General features: G+C 67.6%; 18 protein-coding genes and 2 tRNA genes. 13 read left to right on the top strand and 7 right to left on the bottom strand.

Going from position 1 to position 17,585, the window contains the following annotated elements:
- The first annotated feature begins 72 nt into the window (after positions 1-72).
- The 6 genes from VGS97_RS22635 to VGS97_RS22660 all read left to right on the top strand — a co-directional run bounded on the left by VGS97_RS22635 (position 73) and on the right by VGS97_RS22660 (position 6,850).
- Entirely contained in the window at positions 73-1,413 is a 1,341-nt protein-coding gene (locus VGS97_RS22635; protein WP_326855638.1) for a WXG100 family type VII secretion target, read from the top strand.
- 137 nt (positions 1,414-1,550) lie between these two features.
- Positions 1,551-3,026 (top strand): S8 family peptidase, encoded by a 1,476-nt coding sequence (locus VGS97_RS22640; protein ID WP_326855639.1) that lies wholly within the window; start codon positions 1,551-1,553, stop codon positions 3,024-3,026.
- Positions 3,027-3,092: 66 nt separating this feature from the next.
- A complete protein-coding gene (locus VGS97_RS22645) occupies positions 3,093-3,497 on the top strand; it encodes an L-rhamnose mutarotase (protein WP_349262230.1) in 405 nt (134 codons plus the stop codon).
- A 135-nt stretch (positions 3,498-3,632) separates the two neighbouring features.
- Complete coding sequence (locus tag VGS97_RS22650) at positions 3,633-4,145, top strand: SigE family RNA polymerase sigma factor (protein WP_326855641.1); 513 nt, start codon at positions 3,633-3,635, stop codon at positions 4,143-4,145.
- A gap of 100 nt (positions 4,146-4,245) precedes the next feature.
- A complete protein-coding gene (locus VGS97_RS22655; protein WP_326855642.1) occupies positions 4,246-5,160 on the top strand; it encodes a hypothetical protein in 915 nt (304 codons plus the stop codon).
- A 205-nt stretch (positions 5,161-5,365) separates the two neighbouring features.
- A complete protein-coding gene (locus VGS97_RS22660) occupies positions 5,366-6,850 on the top strand; it encodes a metallophosphoesterase family protein (RefSeq protein ID WP_326855643.1) in 1,485 nt (494 codons plus the stop codon).
- 53 nt (positions 6,851-6,903) lie between these two features.
- On the opposite strand, the gene VGS97_RS22665 is transcribed toward VGS97_RS22660, so the two are convergent.
- A complete protein-coding gene (locus tag VGS97_RS22665; protein WP_326855644.1) occupies positions 6,904-7,278 on the bottom strand; it encodes a hypothetical protein in 375 nt (124 codons plus the stop codon).
- 41 nt (positions 7,279-7,319) lie between these two features.
- Positions 7,320-8,207, bottom strand: a complete 888-nt coding sequence (locus tag VGS97_RS22670) for an AraC family transcriptional regulator (protein ID WP_326855645.1) — start codon at positions 8,205-8,207, stop codon at positions 7,320-7,322.
- Positions 8,208-8,335: 128 nt separating this feature from the next.
- Between VGS97_RS22670 and VGS97_RS22675 the strand changes: the two genes are divergently transcribed.
- The 3 genes from VGS97_RS22675 to VGS97_RS22685 all read left to right on the top strand — a co-directional run bounded on the left by VGS97_RS22675 (position 8,336) and on the right by VGS97_RS22685 (position 9,651).
- Positions 8,336-8,803 carry a DUF2000 domain-containing protein gene (locus VGS97_RS22675; protein ID WP_326855646.1) on the top strand — a complete coding sequence of 156 codons (468 nt, stop codon included), beginning with the start codon at positions 8,336-8,338 and terminating at the stop codon, positions 8,801-8,803.
- Positions 8,804-8,889: 86 nt separating this feature from the next.
- Positions 8,890-9,324, top strand: coding sequence for a cupin domain-containing protein (locus VGS97_RS22680; RefSeq protein ID WP_326855647.1), 435 nt, complete (start codon positions 8,890-8,892; stop codon positions 9,322-9,324).
- Positions 9,325-9,444: 120 nt separating this feature from the next.
- A complete protein-coding gene (locus VGS97_RS22685; RefSeq protein WP_326855648.1) occupies positions 9,445-9,651 on the top strand; it encodes a DUF2304 domain-containing protein in 207 nt (68 codons plus the stop codon).
- Positions 9,652-9,771: 120 nt separating this feature from the next.
- On the opposite strand, the gene VGS97_RS22690 is transcribed toward VGS97_RS22685, so the two are convergent.
- A complete protein-coding gene (locus VGS97_RS22690) occupies positions 9,772-11,553 on the bottom strand; it encodes a glycosyl hydrolase family 18 protein (RefSeq protein ID WP_414641801.1) in 1,782 nt (593 codons plus the stop codon).
- A 422-nt stretch (positions 11,554-11,975) separates the two neighbouring features.
- On the opposite strand from VGS97_RS22690, the gene VGS97_RS22695 reads away from it, so the two are divergent.
- Positions 11,976-12,416, top strand: coding sequence for a universal stress protein (locus tag VGS97_RS22695; RefSeq protein WP_349262231.1), 441 nt, complete (start codon positions 11,976-11,978; stop codon positions 12,414-12,416).
- A 69-nt stretch (positions 12,417-12,485) separates the two neighbouring features.
- Here VGS97_RS22695 and VGS97_RS22700 read toward each other — a convergent pair whose 3' ends face one another.
- The 3 genes from VGS97_RS22700 to VGS97_RS22710 all read right to left on the bottom strand — a co-directional run bounded on the left by VGS97_RS22700 (position 12,486) and on the right by VGS97_RS22710 (position 13,839).
- Positions 12,486-13,388, bottom strand: coding sequence for a formylglycine-generating enzyme family protein (locus tag VGS97_RS22700; protein ID WP_326855651.1), 903 nt, complete (start codon positions 13,386-13,388; stop codon positions 12,486-12,488).
- A gap of 253 nt (positions 13,389-13,641) precedes the next feature.
- Positions 13,642-13,712, bottom strand: a tRNA-Cys gene (locus VGS97_RS22705).
- Between the two features lie 54 nt (positions 13,713-13,766).
- Positions 13,767-13,839: transfer RNA gene (locus VGS97_RS22710), tRNA-Gly, on the bottom strand.
- Positions 13,840-14,179: 340 nt separating this feature from the next.
- Between VGS97_RS22710 and VGS97_RS22715 the strand changes: the two genes are divergently transcribed.
- The 3 genes from VGS97_RS22715 to VGS97_RS22725 all read left to right on the top strand — a co-directional run bounded on the left by VGS97_RS22715 (position 14,180) and on the right by VGS97_RS22725 (position 17,076).
- Positions 14,180-15,031: a serine protease gene (locus tag VGS97_RS22715; RefSeq protein WP_326855652.1), complete on the top strand. Its 852-nt coding sequence runs from the start codon at positions 14,180-14,182 to the stop codon at positions 15,029-15,031.
- Positions 15,032-15,121: 90 nt separating this feature from the next.
- The gene (locus VGS97_RS22720; protein WP_326855653.1) at positions 15,122-16,126 is read left to right on the top strand and encodes a chorismate-binding protein; all 1,005 of its coding nucleotides are present in this window, start codon (positions 15,122-15,124) and stop codon (positions 16,124-16,126) included.
- A 65-nt stretch (positions 16,127-16,191) separates the two neighbouring features.
- Positions 16,192-17,076, top strand: a complete 885-nt coding sequence (locus VGS97_RS22725; RefSeq protein ID WP_326855654.1) for an aminotransferase class IV — start codon at positions 16,192-16,194, stop codon at positions 17,074-17,076.
- A 232-nt stretch (positions 17,077-17,308) separates the two neighbouring features.
- Here VGS97_RS22725 and VGS97_RS22730 read toward each other — a convergent pair.
- Positions 17,309-17,585 (bottom strand): SsgA family sporulation/cell division regulator (locus VGS97_RS22730; RefSeq protein ID WP_326855655.1); only part of this gene is annotated, 277 nt, incomplete at its 5' end.

The following is a 17,585-nucleotide window of genomic DNA, read 5'->3' on the forward strand; positions in this document are numbered from 1 at the left end:
CCACCGCCGAGCACGGGCACGAACACGACAACGACATCGACATCAGTCGGCGCGGCATAGCGAGGGGGAGAGATGACCGACTACAGCAAGATGGACCACCAGACGCTGTACAACTACGTGCACACCGGCAGCCCCGACGCGATGAACAGCGCGGCTCAGGCGTGGCAGACCCATTCGCAGGACCTGGAGCAGGCGACCTCGGAACTCCAGTCGAACCTGACGGCCATTCAGTCCCAATGGCAGGGCGTCGCCGCCGACGCGTACTTCCAGCAGTCCCAGACCGTGGCCAACAAGATGCAGACCCACGCCGACAACGCGTCCAACACCAGCACCGCGGTAACGAACACCGCGAGCGCGCTGAGCTGGGCCCGCAGCAACATGCCTGACCCGTCGTCCTGGCTGGAACAGCAGACCGCGAACATCGACTCGAACTTCGCCACCGGCGCACTCGGCTTCCTCACCACCGACGGCGCCGCGACCGTCGCCTCGGAGATGGCCAAGCGCGACATCGCGAACAAGCACCAGCAGGCCATCAGCACCATGACCCAACTCGCTGGCGTATACACCTCCGCAGAGGGCCAACTCCCGAGTGGCGCGGGTTTTCACGAAGATCCGAACAATAGCAACAACAATGCCAATGGGAACGGCTCCGGGACGCCTCCTGTCATGCCAGTTCCGATATATCCGATGGGTGGCACTGGCGGCGGCGGTGCCGGTGGTGGTGGCGGTTACCCAGGCAGCCACGGCGGTGGTGGCCATGCTGTCGGCGGAGGGTCCGGCGATCGGGGTTACCCCGGCGGTTTCGGGTCCGGCGGCGGAGGCACGGCAGGTGGCGGTCCGGGCGTGACGGTGCCCCCAATTAAAAACTCAGGTGGCGACACGTTTACCCAGGGGGCCGGTGGGTCTGGGGGCACCACAGGTTGGGCTGGCAGCGGCTCCGGCCCGAACACTACGCCTGGCGGAGCATCGAGTGGCAACGGTATCGGCGCTAGTGGTGGAGCGGGCGCACTAGGTGCCGGCGCAGGTGCAGGTGCTTTCGGTGCAGGCGAGTTCGGTTCGGGTGGGGGCGGCGGTTACAGCGGTGCTGGTGGTTACGGCTCCGGTAAATACGGAACCGGCAAGGCTGGCACCGATCTCGGCGCTGGCGAAGGCTCTGGCATAGGCGCTGGTGAGGGGCGCAGTGGCACGAGCCGTTACGGCTCGGCAGCGGCTGCGGCTGGCGAAGAAGAAGTCGCGGCTGGAGGAGCAGCCGGACCCCAAGGCCAGCAAGGCATGATGGGGGGCATGGGTGGCCGCGGTGGCGCCGGTAGCAGCGGCGAGGAGCGTGGAAACCGCGCCGGATTCCTCCGCCAAGACCCCGACTACTGGTACGGCGATAAGCAGGCTGCGCCACCGGGAGGCGTCATCGAGTGAAGGTGCCATTCTGTAGCCGCTGTCTGTAGCCTGTCTCGGGTACATAGCGGGTCTGAGTTGGCGAAAATGGGGAGTGGCGCATGGTAAGGGACAGGCGCAGTGGCTCGCGTGGCCGGATGAGAACGTCGCTCACGACCATGAGCGTGATAGGCCTCGTGACGCTTAGCGCGATTCCCGGACATGCTTCTACCAATCCTGTCTACGATCAGGAATGGGCTCTCAGTCAGTTCAACGTCACCACAATTCGAAGCCAGTACCAAGCTCGCGGGGCTGGTGTCGTCGTCGCAGTAGTGGACACCGGTGTTGACTCGACTCAGCCTGATCTGCAGGGTTCGCTGCTTGCCGGCACGAATTTGATGGTCCCGGCTAGTCCGACTTCTGACACGAGTGATAATTCCAGCGAATACCACGGCACAGGTGTGGCTGCGATCATCGCGGCTCATGCCCACGGTGATCCGAACAATCCTCAGGGCATGTATGGTCTGGCGACACAGGCCAAGATCCTTCCCGTCAAGATCGGTGACAATGGTACCAGTGTTGCCTCGATTGACGCAGGAATCCGCTACGCGGTCGATCATGGTGCGCGCGTTGTCAACATTTCTGCCGGGCGGGACGGTTCCTGTTCTTCTGACGCAGTCGATGCGGTGAACTATGCGTTGAGCAAGAACGCTGTGATAGTTGTCGCGACCGGTAATACTGGGACGACGACAAACGCGGTCGACTGCCCTGCTGCGGTCCCAGGAGTGATTGACGTATCGTCAATCGATAAGGTGGGTCATATCGACAAATATTCACACTTCGGTAGCGATGTGACGGTCGCGGCGCCCGGGGTTTCGATCGAGGTGCCAGCGCGAGGGGACGGATACAACACCGCAAGCGGGTCGTCTCTTGCCGCGCCGTGGGTGGCGGGGGAGGCTGCGCTGATCATCGGCAAGCACCCGGACTGGACTGCGGGGCAGGTCGTGCGGGTGATCATCGACAACACGGTGCAGGGGTCAGGGCAGCGGATTGACGATCACGTTGGTTACGGCGTCATTGACCCGCTGAAGGCGCTGGGAGCTTCCGCACCTAGTGACACGAGCAATCCGCTCGGTGGGCCGGCGGTTGTGCCTGGGGCATCGGCGAGCAGCGGGGTCGCGGGCGAGAGCGGTGCCGCGAGTACGCCGACGTCGGCTGCGTCGTCGGGTAAGTCGTCGTCGAACATCGGGTTGTATGCGGGGCTCGGTGTTGGTGTGTTGGCGCTGATCGGTGTGATTGTGTTCTTGATCACGCGGAAGAACAACAACGGGTCCGGTGGTGGCGGGGGTGGTGGTGGCGGGAACGGGTACTACCCGCCGACGCCTGGGCCGGGTGGGCAGCATGCGCAGCCGCCACGGTCGCAGCAGTATCCGACGCCGACGTCGGCGCCTACGCAGCATTACCAGAGTGGATCCGGCTATCAGGCACCGCAGTCGCCACAGCCGCCGTATCCCTCGACGCCACAGCAGCAGTACCCTGGCACGCTGCCTCCGCCTCCGCAGGCGCCGCCGTCTGGGTACGGGCACGGGTATGGGGCTGCGCAACAGGGGCAAGGGCAGCCGCCGCAGGAGGACACGCCCTGGCCGCAGCAGTAGGCGGGAACGGGGCGGTAGCTGCGGTTGGGGGTGGCGGGATACGGTCGGCGGGTGACTGAAGCCGATATGCGTGATGGTGGTGCAGCCACTGGCACTGACACGAGTGCTGATGCTGCCGGGGCTGCTGCCGAGTCTGGCTTGGGGCCTGGTAGGCGCTATGCGCATGTCATCAGGCTGCGGGTCTCGCATGCGGAGGAGTATCTGCGCCTGCACCGGGAGGCCTGGCCCGAGGTGCTGGCCACTATCACCGCTTGTAACATTCGCAATTACTCGATCTACCTGTATGGCGATCTGCTCTTCAGCTATTACGAGTACTTCGGCTCCGACTACGCCGCCGATATGGCGCGTATGGCTGCGGATCCGGTCACGCAGCGCTGGTGGGAGCTGACCGACCCCTGCCAGGAGAAGGTGCCTGAGGCGAAGCCGGGGGAGTGGTGGGCTGCGCTGCCTGAGGTCTTTCGTCACGATTAGGGACATTTAAGGCTTTGGTTGGGCTAGTGGCCGGCCCGGTCCGGCCCGGTGTGCTGGGCTGTGCTACCTGAGGGTGCCGTTCGGCGTCTTTAGTTGATGACGTCGTCATGCTCGGCATTGTTCAGGGGAGCCACCGTGGGTGATCGGGAATCCACTGGTCTCTCGCAATATCACGAGTTCGCGTCCGCTCGGGCTGGTCAGCTCTTCCGGATCGCGTACCTCATGTGCGGGGACTGGCACGAGGCGCAGGACTTGGTGCAGACCTGTCTGGCCAAGCTCTACGCCTCGTGGCACCGCATTCAGAACAGCGAGTCCGTGGACGCGTACGCCCGTAAGACGCTGCTGCACACGTACCTGTCGCATCGGCGACTGCGGCGTAACGGCGAGATCCCGATCTCGGAGTTCGCCGACGCCCGTGCGCCGGGGGACAACCCGGAGCTGCGGCTGGTGCTGCTTGAGGCGCTCTCGTCGTTGCCGCCGCGCAATCGGGCGGTGATGGTGCTGCGCTATTTGGATGACCACAGCGTCGAGGCGGTCGCCGAGATGCTGAATACCACCCCTTCCGCGATCAAGAGCATCTGCAACCGGTCGCTCAAGCAGTTGCGCGCGCTGCTGGGCGACGACCGGGAGCTGTTGTTCCAGGACTGAGCTGCTGGCCGCGCCTGTGGCTGTGGCTGTGGCTGCCGAACGTGGACTGACTGCTTGCTGACCCCTACCTCGGACCATCCATCCACAAAGGGAACGCACGATGAACGCCGCTGAAGACCGGCTATCCGAGCTGATGGACGCCGTGACCCGCGCGCTCGACCCGCCGATCTCCGTCATCCTGGCCGAAGGCGAGCGCCTTGGCCGCTCTCGCCGACGTCGGCGCCGCGCAGCGGTTGCCACGGGCACCGCCACTGTGGTGTTGCTCGCTGGGGCGGGTGTCGCTGTGGGTCTGCGCGTGATGCACACGACCCAGTACGACGCCGACGGCGCGGTACCCGCCGTGCACCGTTTGTCGCGCGCGCCGACGGGGCCGGGGGCGGAGTCAGGACCGGAAGCTGCGGCTTCGCCGAATTCGTCGGGTGCTGATGCTAGTTCTGCCCCGGAGTTCGCTACTCCATCCCCCACGCCGACTGCCTCTGAGGTGCTGGTGCCGATCAACTCGGCCGCTGCCTTCTACATTCTGAAGACCCGGGTTCCGGCCGATTGGAAGTACGGCACGTACGAGCTCTCGACCTCGAACACGTCGCTGCTGACTGTCGACGTCAACGACGGCAGCGGGCTCGCCCGAATCTTCGTGGCGATCGCCACAACGGCGAATTCCGGTATGGATCCTGTCGACTGTTCGCTACAGACGCCGCTGCTGGAAGGCGGCGGCAAGCGGCCTGCTGGTGCATTGCCGGCCAGTTGCGCCGTGCAGCACTATCCCGACGGGGACCAGGTGATGGCGGAGGTGCTCAAGGCCGATCCGTACGGCGAGTACCAGTACCGGATCATCGCGAACCGGGCGGACGGCGTCGCGCTTGAGATCACCGCCGCCAACGGGGACTGGGGTAACCCGGCCACCGAGGTCACCAGGGCCGTGCCGCCGCTGACCGTGGCGGCGTGGACGCAGATCGCGCTCGACCCGCTCTGGCAGCTCATGGTGCCTGTGAAGATGGCAAAGGCGGCGCAGTGACTGCCAAGGCGGCGCAGTGACTAAGGCAGTCGGGTGATGTGGGCGCTGCGCAACCGGAGATTGCTGATGACTCACGGGGTAACGGGGGCGGACGGGCGCGCCTGCCCCACGCAGGCGCGCCCGTGCGTCGAAGTTCTTGCCGCCCGACACGGGTCGCAAACCAGGCGTAGCCCGTTGTTCACCGGCTGGAGCAAAGGTGCTTCTCATGGCAGTCACGGATTGTTGTGGAGCGGGTTCGACGCGTCGTCAGGCACTGCTGTGGGGGAGCCTGTTGGCGGCGGCTCCGCTGGCCGTCGAATCCAGTGCCCGCGCCGATTCGACCGGCTTGGTGGTGCGCGACGTCGAAGTGGTGACGGTCACCGACACCAGCGTCGTGATCACCTGGTTCAGCGGCTCTTCGAGCGCCGTGGATGCCTATGGGCAGCCGCTGCCTGTACAGACCGACACGTTGCTGCTGCTCGGCGACGTGGACCCGAGCACCGGCTTCCCGCTCCCGAGCACGCTCAAGCCCGTGTTGCACGACGCCACGCCGACCGCGTACCACTACGCGGAGGTCACCGGGCTTGAGCCGGGGCGTGCTTACAGCTTCGCGGCTCTCTCGAATGGTGTCGTGGCGTCGCAGACCACGCTTCAGTTCCCGGTCGGCGTCGGTGGGTCGCAGGACATCCCCAGCACGTTCACGACGCTGGTTACGCCGCCGGGGACGTACTTGTTCACCCTCGCGCTGTCCAACGACCTGCACGTCGGGGAGACCGCCAGCGGGATCATCGCCGCGGGCTGGCCGCCGTTCTTCCAGCAGGACCCAGGTCTGCCGCCGTATCCCGAGGTGATGCTCGGGGCGATGCTCGGCGACCTGCACGCGGCCGACCGGGGAGCGCAGGCGCTGATCGTCGCGGGCGACCTGACCGGCGACGGACTGCCGACCGAGTCGGCCCGCGCGCGGCAGCTGCTCGATGGCTGGGGCACGCTGAACGCTGATTACTTTGTCGCGCGCGGCAACCACGACCGTCCGCGGGTCGGTGCGGATTACGCGGGCTGCACCGTCGTTCCCGGCGCCACCGACCACCACGACTGCTGGGGCGACGCCTTCGGGCTGCGCCGCCAGGAACTGGCCGTGCACGAACTTGGCGGCCTACGCATCGTTGCCCTGGATACGACGACGCTTGATGCGGCCGGCGGCACGATGGAAGACGGTCAGCTGGACGATCTCGCGCACGAACTGCGCAAGAACCGCGACCAGCCCACACTGCTGTTCGGCCACCACCCGGTCACGTACGAGTCTGCGGTCACCACCCCCGCCGGGCCTGGTTTCGACATCGACCGGCCGAGTGCCGTGGCACTTCAGCGCCTTTACGAGAAGATGCCGGGCGTGTTCTTCCACCACAGCGGGCACACGCACCGCAACAAGCGGACGTTCTTCGTGGACGACAGCCAGACCCCGAATGAGCATGTCGAGTTTTTGGAGGTCGGCGCGGTTAAGGAATACCCCGGCGGCTACACGCTGCTGCGCGTCTACAGCGGTGGCTACATGGTCAGCTTCTACAAGACGCGCACGCCGCTCGCCCAGGCGTGGAGCCACCGCACTCGCGGCGAGTACTTCGGCCTTTACCCGCACTCCACGCTCGGGACGATCGCGGATCGGAATCACGCAGTCGTGCGCGATCTGTCAGGGCTTGTGAAGTTGAGGTGAGTGCGGCGCAGCCGCTGCGGCGGGTGCGTTCAGTGGGCGGCGGACGGGCTGAGTCAGCGTTCGCGGAAGCCGCCCAGGAAACGGCGGAAGACGCCGCCTTCGCGGGTCAGCGGCGCGGAGGGCGGCGGGGCGGTCGTGCGCTGGCGGGCGATCGGCTGGTCGTAGTCGGTGCGCGCGATGGCGTCGATCGTCTGGGCTTCGTCGAAGTCCTCGGACCCCTCGATCACTGGGACGAAGCCGACCAGCATGCCGTCGCGCATCACCTGTGCTTCGAGGCCCGGCGTGTCGTCGGTGTCCCAGACCGCCTCGCGGCCGTCGGGCAGCGAGACGCGCACGCCGATCTGGTACACGCCCTCCCGGGCCACGTGTGCGTTGATGCCGCGATCGCGTAACGCGTCCACAACGCGGAGCGCTCGGTTCTCGTCCACTCTCACCAGCCTAGTCGGTGTGCGTACGTTGCATTTGGAGCCTAAGCAGGTAACGCACGCGGGCGTCCGGACGGTTCCGCCGCGCCGTTGAAGGCCGCAGCTCGGTAGCGCGCCGGTGTGATGCCGTAGCAACGGCCGAACCAGCGTGTGAGATGCGCTTGGTCAGTGAAGCCGGTGTCGGCGGCGGCCCGGGCCGGGCTCAGGCCCTCTGCCAGCAACTGCCGCGCTGATCGCAACCGCAGCTGGCGCTGGTAGTCGCCGGGCGACATCCCGACGTCCGCCATGAACGCCCGGTACAACGCGAAGCGGCTGCATCCCGCTGCCGCCGCCAACTCGTCCGCGCCGATCTCGCGCGCATACTCCGCACGCAGCAGGTCGCGCACGCGCACGATGCCCGCGTCGCGTCGCCGCGGTCTTGGGCGGTTTTCGTCGTCCAGAGCCAGGGTGGTGCGTAGGGGCGTGCAGCGCCCGAGCGCGCTGATCGCCGCGTCACGTGCTTCGTCGACGGCCAGCCGCTGGCCGCCGGTCACCGCGGCGCTGAGCTTGCGCAGTGCGTCGGCAGCAGCCCGGTCGTGCAGCACGGGCTCGGCGAACAGCGGCGAACCGGTGTGCCTGCCACGCCGGTCGTCGAGGCTCTCCGTCACGGCCGCTGCGGGAATGTGCACGATCGAGTACGTGAAGCCGAGTTCGTCGGCCGCGTGGCCGTCGTGCGGATCGTCCGGATTGAACGCCATGACCATGCCCGCTGCGCTCGTGCGGCGTGCGCCCCGGCAAGTGAACGTCTGCGCCCCGGTTTCGGTGACCCCGAACGAGTAGGTCTCGTGACTGTGGCGGTGGTAGCGGTGCGTTTCGAAGTGCGCCCGCATCACCTCGATCGAGCTTTCGGGCGCGCGCCAGTATCTGGCCCAGTCCCGATCACCTGTCTCCACGTTTCGATTCTGCCTCAGCGACCGCTTCGAGGAGGGAATGGGCCGCGTGAGGAGCGATGCGGGGATTGGCGCGGGGAGCCGCACGAGCGTGCAAGACCGGTTCGTTCGCTGGAGTGGAGGATCAAAGTATGAATGGCGACGAGACGATCATTGATACGAATAGTGCGAATAGTGTGAGTGACACGAAGACCGGTAATACGAAGATCGCCGTTGTGGTGCGCGAGGATCTGGCGGTCTGGCAGAAGCTCAACGTCACGGCGTTTGCCGTCAGCGGTATCGCGGCTACCGCCTCGCAGACCGTCGGCGAGCCATACGTTGACGCGTCGGACACGCGTTACCTGCCGATGTTCGGGCAGCCGGTTCTCGTCTTCGCCGGTACCGCAGCCCAGCTGCGTAAGGCGCATCGACGTGCCCTTGAACGCGGCCTGGCCATCGCCGTCTATCCCGAGGAACTGTTCGGTACGTTCAACGACGAGGACAATCGGGCCGTCGTGCGTAAGACCGCGACGGAGGACCTTTCCCTTGCGGGGATGTCCGTGTTCGGTACGCGAGCGGACGTCGACGGCGCGCTCAAGGGCCTGTCGCTGCACCGATGAGCGGTGTGCGGCGTGGTGATCGGACGGGTATTCACCCGCCGCGGGTCGCTGATCAACTCATCCGACGAACAGTCAGGAGCCGTATCGTGAGTGATCATCGGAGTGAGAGGCTGGTTGACTCGCCCGGTGTCGTCGATCTGCGCAGGGCCTACGCTTCCTTCGCCAACGAGATCTGGGCGCCGCGGATCGCCGCTCGGGTCAACGATTACGACGTGAAGATCGCCAACGGGGATGGCGGGTATGTCTGGCATGCGCATCCGGAGACCGACGAGTTCTTCCTCGTTCTGGAGGGCGAACTGACCATCGAGCTCGACGGCCGGGAGCCGGTCGTACTCGGTCCGCAGCAGTTGTTCACCGTCCCGCGCGGACTGCGGCACCGCCCTTCGGCCGCGCCGGGCACCCGCGTGCTCTTCTTCGAGCCGCGCGGCACCGTCAACTCCGGCGACGCGGACCTGAGTGGCGACCCGTGGGCCATCTCGACCACCGGGCTCGATCTCGGCGCCGGTCTCGACGCAGGCTGACGGCAGCCGGATGAGTCAGGCTATGTCGGTTATGGGCGCTAAGCTGCTATCCGACACCAGTTGAGCTGACTGCCGGGGGAGTCCGTCTGGCGTTTCCGCCGGAAGGAGGCCTGTGCTCCCATGCGCCTGTCGATCTCGATCACCCTGCTGCTCGGCTTGGTCGTGCTGTTCCTGGTTCGCAAGGACGAGCTGAAGATCACGCACGCGGTCCTGGCGATCCTGCTCGGTTTCTTCCTGTCGGCCACCGCGGTGGCCGGCGGGATCGCGAAGCTCGACACGATGGTCGCGAGCATGCTCGGCGGCTCGCTGGGCCTACCGCCGCACTGAGCCGAACATATCGTGCCGAAAACGCGTGCCGCCGCCCCGTCTCCCGCGCAGTGCGGGCGCAAGAGACGGGGCGGCGGGATTCAATAGCCGATCAGCGTGCCGTCGGTGCTTTCAGTGTCGTCAGTTCAGGGTGAAGTCGTCTACGTACACGTTGCCCTGTGCGTACCAGCCGTGTGCGAACACGGTCACGGTGCCGGAAGAGCCGGTGGTGAACGTGACGGTGAGCTGGGTCCACGTGCTCGACGACGTCCAGTTGCTGGCGCTGGCGCCGCCGCTGACGCCGATGAAGGCGTAGTTGCCCTGCACCCAGCCGGTCAGCGTGTAGCTGGTGTTCGCCTTCAGATTCACGGTCTGGTCGATCTCACCGGTCTGGCTGGAGGTCGGCGCGATCAGCCCGGCGTGGCTGCCCGAGTGCACCGGGCTGGAGACGACCCCGTCGCCCGGCTGGCCGGTCCACGGGCTGAGGCTGCCGGTCTCGAAGCCGCCGTTGGTCAGCGAGCCCCCGCCGGTACCGCCCGATCCGTTGACGGTCAGCGAGTACGTGGCGCTGTGGCTGCCCGATGTCGCGGAGCCCGTGATCGTGATCGCATACGTGCCGGCCGCGGCGGTTGACGAGGTCGCGAACGTCACGGTGGAAGAGCCACCTGCCGTCACGGACGCCGGGCTGAACGAGACAGTCACGCCGGAGGGAGCGCCCGAGGACGACAGGCTCACCGACTGCGCCGAGCCCGAAGTCACCGCTGTGCTCACGGTGGCCGTGGCCGACGAGCCCGGGTTCACCGCGGCCGAGCCGGGCGAGACCGAGACGGAGAAGTCGTTGCCGGGGTTGGTGGTGCCGCCGCTGTAGGGCTCGAAGGTGTGGCTGAAGTACCACTGGCTCTGCGAGATACCCGAGCAGTTGTCCTGGCCTCCTGTGCCGGGGCAGTTGCCGTTGTCCCGCTGGAGCGCCCAGAACGACAGCTCGGCGATGCCCTTGCCGACGGCCCAGTTGTAGACGGTGGTCGCGTCGGCCGTGGTGAAGGTCTCGGCGGCGCCGTAGTCGTCGATGCCGGGCATCTCGGTCACGCCGATCATGCCCCACAGCTGCGAAGCGCTCTTCGACGGGTACAGCGAGGCCAGCTGGCTCTCCAGCCCGGCGGCCGCGGTCTCGGTGTCGTTGGCCATCTCGTGCGTCGTGCCGGTGTAGTAGTCGAACGTCATGATATTGACGACGTCGACGCGCGCATTGTTCGAGACGGCGTTCTGTAGGACGGCCAGGCCGTTGGAGTCCAGGCCGTTCTGCGTGGTGGGCAGCGTGTACGAGAACTGCACCGTGTGGCCGGTGCTGGCCGCCCAGCTCTCCACCTGCGCGATCGCCTTGTTGCGACGGTCGATGCCCGCGCTGTTGGTCTCCGAGTTGGCCTCGGTGTCCAGGTCGATCCGGGTGATGTTGTAGGTGGTGACCAGGCTCTCGTAGACGGACGCGATCGAGCTGACGTTGGTGCAGCTGTCCGCGATCTCGGTGTTCGTGGTGTCGGCGGTGTAGCCGCCGAAGGACGGGATCACGTTCCCGCCGGCGGCCTGGATGGCGCTGATGTCGCTGCCGAAGGTCGAGGACGAGATCGGCTGGCTGGTGCTCCCGTTCCAGTAGGCCGTGCACGAGCCCGATGTGGCGGTCTGTAGGAAGGCCATCGTCAGGTACTTGGCGCCGGACTGTGTGGAGAGGGTGGACGGGCTGTCGCCGGTCCAGGCCTCGAAGTAGGGGGCGAACACGTGCGCGGGGATCGCGGTGGCCGCGTGGGCGGCGGCGGCGCCCGTGACGACGAGCCCTCCGGCCGCGGCGGCCGTGGCGAAGGCGGTCACCGCCGCGCGCGCTCTGGTGGACACGGTTCGGAATGAGGGTCGAGCACTGCGAAAACGCATGGACACTCCAGCGGGACGGAACGGCGGAGGTGCCGGAGCGCGGGGCGTCCCTGCCGCGGCGCGCGCCGGATCGTGCCTGTTCTTTGCCGCGTCGGCCAGGCGTCGCCGTAGCCGCACCGAGCGCGTGGAGCGGTTCGACCGGTGGAGCGGTGCAGCTCCGGGCCCGGTCGGCGTGCAGTGGTATGTACCACTGCACGCCATAATTGGACTAGACCACGAGTCTGTCAAGGACTCTGCCAAGACCTGGCGCGAGTGGGCGGGGCCGGTTCGGGGGCGTCCTGGTGACCGTCCTGGCGACCCGGGAGGTCGAGGCCCGGCGGCGCTGCGGATACGCTCGGCGCAGGCGGGCACGTAGCGTCCCGACAGGAGCGACCGGCGTCGCGGCGGTGGAGACACGGGCTGCGCGGATTGGGGCGGCGGGAATGTTCGAACTGGGTAACGACGGGCCGTCAGTGATCGTGGCCGGAATCGACGGTTCGGAGTCGTCGATGCGCGCGGCGGCGTACGCGGCCGGGTTGGCGCGCAGGCAGGGCTCGAAACTGGTACTGGCCTACATCCGGCCCATGGGTGCGGGAACTCCGCAGGTCGGCGCGGCGCTGGTGCAGGTCGGCAGGGACAACGCCGACGATCTGGAGCGGTACATCCGTGAAACCGCTGACCGCCTCCCACCCGAGCAGCGGCCGCGCTGGGAGTTCTACTCCGCGGAGGGCGACCCGTATCGCGGACTGGTCGAACTCGCCGACCGGATCAAGGCGGACGCGGTGGTGATCGGCGCCTCTGAGCAGGCAGGCCACCGCATCCTTGGCTCGGTCGCCGTGCGGCTGGTCAAGGCAGGCCGTTGGCCGGTCACGGTCGTGCCGTAAGGACACAGCGCCCCGGCGTGCGGATGAAGTAGGCGGCGATGAAAAGCCTGAGATGCGTACAAGCGGTGCCTAGTCGCGCACTACGCAGCGGAAGCCCAGGTGGCAGGTTGCGGTGTCCTCGGTCTGCGGTTGGCGTGCCGCGGGCCGGTAGCCCAGGCTGTAGTTCGGTGCGCACAGGTGCGAACCGCCCTTCGTCACCCGCTTGGGGAAGTGCTCGACGAACTCGTCCGCCGGCAGGTCGATGACCTGCGGGTGGTGCGGTGCGCCGTACGAGGCGCGGGTGCTGTGGTCCGCGGTGAAGTAGTCGGCCGTCCACTCCCACACGTTCCCCGCCATGTCGTAGAGCCCGTAGCCGTTCGCCGGGTACATGCAGACCGGCGTGGTGCCCGGCCGGTCATTGGCACGGGGCGCGGGAGAGAAGTGCCACGGGAACTCGCCGTGCCAGGTGTTCGCCATCCGCCGGTTCAGCGGCGTGAACTCGTCGCCCCACGCGTACACGGCGCCTTCCAGCCCGCCGCGTGCGGCGAACTCCCACTCGGCCTCCGTCGGCAGGCTTTTGCCGGCCCACGCCGCGTACGCGGCCGCGTCCTCATAGGCGACCTGGGTGACCGGGTGCAACTCCTGCCCGAGCACGCTGCTGCGCGGCCCACGGGGGTGCCGCCAGTTCGCGCCGGCCAGGTACGACCACCACTGCCGCCAGTCGCCCGGCTCGGCCGGTCCGGGCGGCATGGTGAACACCAGCGCGCCCGGCACGAGCGTCTCCGGCGCGGCACCCGGGTAGTCGGCCGGATCGGGGATGCGTTCGGCAACGGTGAGATAGCCGGTCGCCTTCACGAAGCGGCGGAACTCGGCGACCGTGACCAGATGCCGGTCCATCCAGAACGCGTCGACCGACGCGACGTGGACGGGCTTCTCCTCCGGGTGGAAATCGGCGCTGCCCATCAGGAACGCGCCACCACCGATCCGGACCATGCCCCGATGCATCGGTGTCACGCGCGGTGAGATCACATCCTGCATATGCCAACCTTGCCGGAGGGGTCGGCGCCTCGCGCCCTGGCGCGCCATCTCCGCGCTTCCCCGTGAGTCCGAACGAGTGAGGCCGCGCCGTCGGAAGGCGGCACGGCCGCGGCCGACATAAACACAAAGCGCTGAGACGATCGTCTCAGCGCTTGAAGACCTCTGGAGAAATCGGCGGAACAGAAGTGGTTGCCGTGAAATACTGCGGAGGTGGCGGCGGGATTTGAACCCGCGTACACGGCTTTGCAGGCCGTTGCCTCGCCTCTCGGCCACGCCACCAGGTAGAAGCTGCCAGGCTCGCCCCTCGCGGGAACGGCCCGGCGACTTCACGCGAGCGGACGACGGGATTCGAACCCGCGACCCTCACCTTGGCAAGGTGATGCTCTACCAGCTGAGCCACGTCCGCGTGAGCTGCTGCCCGGCAATGCGATCCCGGCCAGCCGCCGCGCTGCCGATCCGCCCTGGATCTCCCCGGTCACCCGGCAACGAGTGAACTGTATCGGATTCAAGCGGCGGATCAAATTCGATTGGAGCGCACGTCAGACCCGGTACTTCGCTGTCCAAGGTATTCGCAGGTCAGCCGTTCGGGTGAGGTGGGCGGCGCCCACCGCGCGCCCCCGGCCGCGCCCCGCCACGATGAACACTGAGCCGTCACGACCGAATCCACGGCGACCGAAAACCCACTGAACCGCACCGCACCGAACCCCTCGGGATCTCACCGTCCCGACCGACTGAAGGCTTCCCCGATGCCGACTCCCGCGACAGCCCCGCACCGTGCCCGTCGCCGATCGTTCGCCGCAGGCGCACTCGGCGCGTGCGTATTCGCCACGAGCGCCGTGCTCCCCGTCCCGGCGCACGCGATAGTCGGAGGGACGGCGGCGGCCGACGGGAGCTACCCGTACATGGTCTCGCTGCGGAACAACGGCTTCCCCTACTGCGGCGGCACACTCATCGCCCCACAGTGGGTACTCACCGCCGCGCACTGCATCAACGGCCGCTCTGCCTCGGCGTTGACCGCCGTCATCGATCAGGCACAGATCGCCGGAGGCGGGGGAGAAGAGCGCGGAGTCGACCGGATCGTCGTCGATCCGTCGTACGATCCCGCCAGTGAGGACTACGACGCCGCGCTGGTGCATCTCATCGACCCGACGGTCGGTGTCGCGGCCGCGGTACTGATCCGCTCGGGCGATCAGGCCACCGATGCGCCCGGCGTCGTCGCAACCGTGATCGGCTACGGATCCACCGCCCCACAGGCCATCGACGGCACTGGCACGATCCGCTACCCCGGCGAGCTTCAGCAGACGCAGGTCGCGATCACGCCCGATCAGCAGTGCTCGTCAGTGTTCAACGGACGTGACGAACCGGCCGTGCATCCCGATCTGATGATCTGCGCGGGCGGCGACGGCAAACACGACGCCTGCGAGGGTGACAGCGGGGGCCCCTTGCTCGTGCCGGGACCGGAGCCGGGCACGTGGACTGACGCGGGGATCACCAGTTGGGGTGCCGGCTGCGCGGTCGCCAACTACCCGGGCGTTTACACTCGTTTGGCGGCACCGCAGATCGCGGGCTTCGTCAGCAGTACTGCGTTCACGGGCTGAGCAGCCGACCGTGTGCAGCAGTGCGGCAGTTGGCGGGTAGGCGGTCGGTGCGGTCCGCTCCCCACCCGACCGCACAGATCGATCCGCTACGTGCCGCAGCCACCCGACGCTTACGCCTTCTTCTCCGGTCTGCTCGCGACCGACCTGCGAGAGGTGGCGCGGGATCCGGCTGCGCTCGAACGCCCCGGCTGGTGGGCCGTCGTCGGCACCTTCGAGGGCGCTTGGACGCTCGCCAGATTCGCCGACGTACGGCCCGCACGGCCGCCGCGGGGCGGCTGGAGCGGGCCGGCGCCCGGCGCCTGGCGTTCATCGCTGGACCGGCCCGCGTACGAGTCGGGTGTGCGCGCGATCCGTGACCACATAGCCGCCGGAGACGTCTATCAGGCCAACCTGTGCCGCGTCCTGAGTGCTCCGATCGCGCCAACCGACCAGCCCTCGGGTCTCAGCGAACGCCTCGTGCTCGGCAACCCGGCGCCCTACGCCGGGGTCGTCGACCTTCCGGAGCACGGCGTACGCGTCGTGTCCGCGTCCCCCGAGCTCTACCTGTCCCGCGATGGCGATCTCGTCATATCCAGCCCGATCAAGGGCACCGGCCGCACCGAGCAGGACCTGCTGCCCAAGGACACCGCCGAGAACGTCATGATCGTCGATCTGGTACGTAACGACCTCTCGCGTGTGGCGACACCAGGCAGCGTGTCAGTGCCCGAACTATGCGTCGTGGAGAAGCATCCCGGTCTGGTGCACCTCGTCTCCTCGGTGCACGCGCGCCTGCGCCGGGGCGTCACGTGGCGGGACCTGCTCGACGCGACGTTCCCGCCGGGCTCGGTGACCGGGGCGCCGAAGCACAGCGCGCTGGGTATTATCAACCGCCTGGAACCGGTTCCCCGGGGACCATACTGCGGCGCCGTGGGCTGGATCGACTCCTCCCGCGGCACGGCGCGGCTGGCCGTCGGCATCCGGACCTTCTGGTTCGAGGGTGGCGAACTGCGCTTCGGCACCGGCGCCGGGATCACCTGGGGCTCCGACCCCGCTGGAGAGTGGTGCGAGACGCAACTGAAGGCGTCCCGGCTCGTCGCCCTCGCCAGCCGGACGTGAAGACGGACCGGACGTGATCCAGTCCGGACGTGCAGAACAGAGCAGACGAAGCAGATAGGCGGACTGTGAAGATCTGGGTGGGCTCCAACCGCAGCGGCCAGCTGCATACCGAGGACGAGGCGCTGATCCGGGCCGCCGACCACGGCCTCACCGTCGGCGACGGAGTCTTCGAGACGCTGAAGGCCGAGCACGGCACCGTCTTCGCGGTCACCCGGCACCTTGAGCGGCTCACCCGCTCGGCCCGCGGTCTCGGCCTGCCGGACCCTGATCTCGCCACGGTTCGCGACGCCATCGCCGAGACGGTGGCAGCCAACGACGCCCACGAACTCGCACGCGTACGCGTGACGTACACCGCTGGAACATCCCCGCTCAGCTCCGAACGCGGCGGCGGGCAGCCGACGCTCATCGTCGCGCTCGCTCCCGCCTCCCCCACGCCGGATTCGACCCGCGCCATCACCGTCCCGTGGGTCCGCAACGAGCGTTCGGCGCTGGCCGGGCTCAAGACGACGTCCTACGCCGAGAACGTCGTTGCGCTCGCCCGCGCCAAGGCCGCGGGCGCGAGCGAGGCGCTGTTCGCCGACACGCAGGGTCGCCTGAGCGAGGGGACCGGCACGAACGTGTTCGTCGTCCTCGACGGCCAGATCAAGACCCCTGCGCTCAGCGCCGGCTGCCTCGCCGGAGTCACCCGCGCACTCGTTCTCGCCTGGGTCGATGCCGCCACCCGAGCGGGCGCCGCCGGTTTCCCCTCCCCGCCGGTAGAGACCGACCTGCCGTTCCTGCCCACACTGCATAGCGCCGACGAGATCTTCCTGACCTCCTCGATCCGCGACGTACAGCCCGTGATCGAGCTCGACGGCCGGAAGATCGGTGAAGGTGCCGTTGGCCCCGTCACCGCAGCGGTGCGTGATCTGTTCCGGGCCAGAGCCGCCGCCGACGCTGACCCCAGGTAATCGCAAAGCGGCGTCAAGGCTACGCGCAAATCACAGTGTCCGTGTAATCGCAGGTCCACGTGACACTGCGCCTATATAGCGCGATGCCCATATAACACCATGTGGTTGTAAAACCATATCCGTATCAATCGATGCGCGCGAAAAACCGCCGGACGGCGAATGCAGTCCGGCGGTCTACGTCTTCAAGAGTTCTACGATCAGTCGATAATCACTGAAATCGCTCGTCTGGCCTTCAGCTGCCGGCGAACAGGTGCGCGAGCTCCGCGTCGATGTCGTAGTGGCGCGGCTCGGTGCCCGGCGGCACGGCGGCGTTGGTGCGCTTCAGGAAGGACTCAAGCGCCCTGGCAGGTGCTTCGAGCAGCGCCTCGCCCTCGGGCGACGACAGTGCGATGCACACGATGCCCTGCCCCCGGTTGCGCGACGGCCACACACGTACGTCGCCGCAGCCGGTCGGCCGCCGCAGCCCTTCGGACAGCAGTTCGCGCGCGAAGACCCAATCCACCGTCTCC

The sequence above is a fragment of the Actinocrinis sp. genome (assembly GCF_035946395.1).
Classification (GTDB): Bacteria; Actinomycetota; Actinomycetes; order Streptomycetales; family Catenulisporaceae; genus Actinocrinis.

What these genes read in the sequence shown, in the direction of transcription:
- VGS97_RS22700 (WP_326855651.1), bottom strand. Translation starts at nt 13,388, where the DNA reads ATGGTCCGGATCGGTGGTGGCGCGTTCCTGATGGGCAGCGCCGATTTC.
- VGS97_RS22715 (WP_326855652.1), top strand. Translation starts at nt 14,180, where the DNA reads ATGCCGACTCCCGCGACAGCCCCGCACCGTGCCCGTCGCCGATCGTTC.
- VGS97_RS22685 (WP_326855648.1), top strand. Translation starts at nt 9,445, where the DNA reads ATGCGCCTGTCGATCTCGATCACCCTGCTGCTCGGCTTGGTCGTGCTG.
- VGS97_RS22645 (WP_349262230.1), top strand. Translation starts at nt 3,093, where the DNA reads ATGCGTGATGGTGGTGCAGCCACTGGCACTGACACGAGTGCTGATGCT.
- VGS97_RS22690 (WP_414641801.1), bottom strand. Translation starts at nt 11,553, where the DNA reads ATGCGTTTTCGCAGTGCTCGACCCTCATTCCGAACCGTGTCCACCAGA.
- VGS97_RS22660 (WP_326855643.1), top strand. Translation starts at nt 5,366, where the DNA reads ATGGCAGTCACGGATTGTTGTGGAGCGGGTTCGACGCGTCGTCAGGCA.
- VGS97_RS22640 (WP_326855639.1), top strand. Translation starts at nt 1,551, where the DNA reads ATGAGCGTGATAGGCCTCGTGACGCTTAGCGCGATTCCCGGACATGCT.
- VGS97_RS22675 (WP_326855646.1), top strand. Translation starts at nt 8,336, where the DNA reads ATGAATGGCGACGAGACGATCATTGATACGAATAGTGCGAATAGTGTG.
- VGS97_RS22635 (WP_326855638.1), top strand. Translation starts at nt 73, where the DNA reads ATGACCGACTACAGCAAGATGGACCACCAGACGCTGTACAACTACGTG.
- VGS97_RS22695 (WP_349262231.1), top strand. Translation starts at nt 11,976, where the DNA reads ATGTTCGAACTGGGTAACGACGGGCCGTCAGTGATCGTGGCCGGAATC.
- VGS97_RS22655 (WP_326855642.1), top strand. Translation starts at nt 4,246, where the DNA reads ATGAACGCCGCTGAAGACCGGCTATCCGAGCTGATGGACGCCGTGACC.